Origin of the sequence: Oscillibacter sp. (assembly GCF_031978065.1) — a bacterium.
Lineage (GTDB): Bacteria > Bacillota > Clostridia > Oscillospirales > Oscillospiraceae > Oscillibacter.
The window spans coordinates 1-3,492 of the sequence record NZ_DALZCH010000179.1 but is presented as its reverse complement, the minus strand read 5'-3'; the positions used below and the strand labels follow the sequence as shown (position 1 = coordinate 3,492).

The following is a 3,492-nucleotide window of genomic DNA, read 5'->3' as shown; positions in this document are numbered from 1 at the left end:
CCAATTCTATTTTATCTGTATTCCTTCTTTTCTTTTTTTAAAATTCTTATATTTTCCTTTTCAATTCCTTCTTTTCAACCTCATATTCTTTTTTTTCTCCCAATGATGCTATTATACGCGCCACGGCGTATGAATAAACGCGGCGGGTGCTCTCCGAAATTTCGCTCTCGTGGGCGGTCTCCCATTCTTTTGCGATATCCTTAACTTTCCTTCCTTTGCTTGCGACCTCCTTGTATGCTAGTATCTTCCGATCTACCTCGCGGTCAGATTTACCCCGAAACGGAACCCGCTTGCCGTTGATGGTCTTAATTGATTCGTGAAGCCCGTCTGGGCGCACATAGTATTTCGCCATAGTAATAAAATCCCCCTTTTCATCGCGTCGCAACTGTGATAAGATAGGGGCGCAGAGGCCCCAAGGATAAATCCCCCTTGAAAATCTGCTCTTGCCGTCCCGGTGTTGGTAGCGCCGGGGCGGTGCTTTTTTATTTTGCGATAGTCATAATTATGTGGCAAGATGCGCATCTGGATATTCCGCGTAGTGAGTTTTTCATATAGATTTCAGCCGTTCCAGCGCAGACAGGGCAGGTATAGCGTACGGCCTTTGGATACCTACGCTGGGGTAACGTTGACACCGAATCCACCGTGTGAAGAAACAAATCAAATTGTGCCTCTGATAGCATTACAAGCTTACGCTGGGCAGAGGATATCTTTTCTTAGTCATGACTCTACCTTGACAGACAAGAGACTGATTACTTTCACTCGTAATTACAACATCGCAGTCGGCCCGATCTCTATTTAAGGAGAATAGGTACGTAATCCCAAGTACTCTGTCATAATGGTATTGCTTGCAGACGGTGCCGCCATCTACGCAAAAAACGCCGATATCTCCGTCGGCCAGCGCGTCGTGATTTACAAACACCGTTGAGCCGTCCGGAAAATGCGGCTCCATAGAATCACCCTGAATGCGTATCGCGAACGCCGCGCCCGCCGGGTCGTCCGGCCCCAATTCGTAAGGTTCGTAGTCCTGTCCGACCAGCGGAGTTGCGATGCCTGCGGCAGCGGGTTCCAAATACAGATTGATAATTTTTGAATCCTGCTCAGTCTCTGCATTTTGGAAGAATCGCGATTCATCCTCCACCCGTGCCAGTTCCACGTCGGTTAAATCCCTAACCGCCTGCTTACCCCAATTGTCTAAGCTGTCGTAATCCTTTGCTAATTTCTGCGCCTCTCCTGAATAAGGGGAGGCGCTTTTGCTTTCCGTTTCATTCTCTAATTCTGCAAGGCCCCTGCGTACCAAATCAACCACTGCTTTACTGCGCGTGGGAAAACGGTATGAAAATTGGTAATCGTCTACGCGCCTCAATAAAGTATCTTCCAGCGTCACAGAGAATCTGGGTTTTTCTGTTGCCACTATTATCGGCCTCCTTTCTTCGCAAAGTATAACACAGGTGCACCACTTTGTAAATAGTAAAGTGATGCACCTGTGTTAAAAAGTGATGTACTTCTTTGGATAATTTGCTAATTGAAGTGGTTCACTTTGCGTGGTATATTTTAGAAAGTGAACCACCTGCTTGGAAAATAAAAGAAGTGAACCACTTTCGAAAGGAGTTATACCAATGACAGACATGCGACGTATCACGATCTCGCTTCCCGACGATTTGGATGCCGCCGTAGAGGCATTAAAAGGAGCTGAACGATTCAAGGGGCGAACCTACTCCCAGATTATCAGATATCTGCTAACGCTGGGCCTTAAGTCAGAAGATAGACGGGGCACGTGAAAAGCGGCTGATGCTATCTCGGCGGACTGCACTTGGAGCAGGCCGTATATCCCTGAGATTTAGCATTGGACAGCGAGATAGCTATTTGGCTTTTCCGAAGATACTGGCAACCGTCGCGGTGGTATTTCTCTCCGGTTTTGGTTACATACACAGTTACGGTTTTAGTATCTTCCGTGGTCTGGGCCGCTTTGCTCGTAGACGCGGTGTTACTGGCAGAGGTAGTCGTGCTACTTTTAACCGACGCTTTTCCATCAGTCACACCTACTGCGTAGCCCGACTCATACCCGGCATCTTTACCCGCAGAAAGCCCTTCAGCGTATCCAGCGGTGCGCCCAGACTCTGTACCTTCGGAGTAACCGGCGCTCTTACCTTCGGCGTATCCCTTGTCGTAACTGACAGCTAAGCCCGCTTGGTATCCGGAATCGTGACCAGCGGTTTCACCCGATTGGTATCCCTCTGTGTATGCAGTATCCGCTCCCGCTTGGTAGGACATGCTGGAAGCTCCCACCAATACGAGCGCCGCAATAATACCGCTGATAATTTTCTGTCGTGTGAATTGCAAACCGACACCCCCTCCAAAATTTACCACAATTCTACACCTTTTTACACGATTCATCAATGCCAATTCTTTGGAGGTAAATTTGTGAAAAAGAAACAGTACAAAACCGGGTGGTCTCCGCCTGATGCAGTTGCTTGGTGTGGATGCCACCAGCGGGGCATGAACTACGCTTATATTCGGCGAAAGCGATGCCTGTTCCGCCGTAATTGCAGCCGTCCGTGCAAGCATTTGCAGTGGTTTCCAATAACATCGGGAAGAAAGGAGGTCGTACATGAGCCGTGAGTCTGAATTTTACAGGGACAACCTTGAACAGGTGCTTGAATACTCCAAAGGGCGCCAGATGCTGAATATCAAAGAGACTATGGAATTTACCGGAATTAAAAGCTATGCGACCGTGGGCAAGATGTTCCCGTTTTTCAATGGGTACATCAGCGTTGCCACACTGGCCCGGTGCATGGCAAGAAAGGAGAAGTAATGAGCCAAAAATCAGAGAAATACGCCCGCAACCTCACTGCACGCATGGACAAGCTGGAACAGGACTGCCACTTTGTTGCGGCTCTGCACAGCATCAGTGACGACAAGGCAACGGAGCTGCGCCGCCGCACCCGTGAAAAGGCCCGTCTCGCCAGACAGTGGCGGCAGCGGTGTATGTGGCTGGCTGTTGTTGCGGTTACGCTGTGCGCGGCGCTGGTCCTGACAATTTTATAAAAGGAGTGTCCAAAAATGATTGAAGAAAAAATCGTTTCTTTCAAGGGCTTTGACAAAAATCTTAAATGCCGCGGTGGGTATCAGTACGAGATCGGCAAGGAATACGAGCAGGCCGGTGAAATCTCTGCCTGCAACAACGGATTCCACGCCTGCGAACGTCCGCTTGATGTGTTCGGCTATTTCCCTCCTGCGACCAGCCGTTATTGCGCGGTGGAACAGTCCGGCAGTATGAGCCGTGACGGCAATGACAGCAAGGTGGCATCTCAGAAAATTAAGATTGGCGCAGAGATTGGCATCCCCGGCATCGTTAAAGCGCACGTCGAGTTCGTAAAGGCCCACACCACCGCCGGACATACTGATCCTAAAAGAGCCACGGCAGGCAACTACGGCGCAGCCACGGCAGGCAACTACGGCGCAGCCACGGCAGGCAACTACGGCGCAGCCACG

General features: G+C 49.7%; 6 protein-coding genes and 1 pseudogene. 4 read left to right on the top strand and 3 right to left on the bottom strand.

Translation table 11 applies throughout. The annotated features are described in order from the left end of the window. Window positions 1-46: 46 nt before the first annotated feature. Complete coding sequence (locus RTK01_RS16320) at window positions 47-352, bottom strand: hypothetical protein (protein WP_312281980.1); 306 nt, start codon at window positions 350-352, stop codon at window positions 47-49. 327 nt (window positions 353-679) lie between these two features. Then, entirely contained in the window at window positions 680-1,411 is a 732-nt protein-coding gene (locus RTK01_RS16315; protein WP_312281979.1) for a S24 family peptidase, read from the bottom strand. Window positions 1,412-1,616: 205 nt separating this feature from the next. Here RTK01_RS16315 and RTK01_RS16310 point away from each other — a divergent pair, with 205 nt between their 5' ends. Beyond that, window positions 1,617-1,778 (top strand): ribbon-helix-helix protein, CopG family, encoded by a 162-nt coding sequence (locus tag RTK01_RS16310; RefSeq protein WP_312281978.1) that lies wholly within the window; start codon window positions 1,617-1,619, stop codon window positions 1,776-1,778. Window positions 1,779-1,791: 13 nt separating this feature from the next. On the opposite strand, the gene RTK01_RS16305 is transcribed toward RTK01_RS16310, so the two are convergent. Then, the gene (locus RTK01_RS16305; RefSeq protein WP_312281977.1) at window positions 1,792-2,340 is read right to left on the bottom strand and encodes a hypothetical protein; all 549 of its coding nucleotides are present in this window, start codon (window positions 2,338-2,340) and stop codon (window positions 1,792-1,794) included. 268 nt (window positions 2,341-2,608) lie between these two features. On the opposite strand from RTK01_RS16305, the gene RTK01_RS16300 reads away from it, so the two are divergent. From RTK01_RS16300 to RTK01_RS16290, 3 genes and pseudogenes are all read left to right on the top strand, one after another. Then, window positions 2,609-2,812, top strand: a complete 204-nt coding sequence (locus tag RTK01_RS16300) for a hypothetical protein (RefSeq protein WP_293009565.1) — start codon at window positions 2,609-2,611, stop codon at window positions 2,810-2,812. Continuing rightward, entirely contained in the window at window positions 2,812-3,045 is a 234-nt protein-coding gene (locus RTK01_RS16295) for a hypothetical protein (protein WP_312281976.1), read from the top strand. Before RTK01_RS16300 ends, RTK01_RS16295 begins: the two co-directional genes overlap by 1 nt. A 15-nt stretch (window positions 3,046-3,060) precedes the next feature. Beyond that, window positions 3,061-3,492: pseudogene (locus RTK01_RS16290) on the top strand (hypothetical protein); the annotation flags it as partial.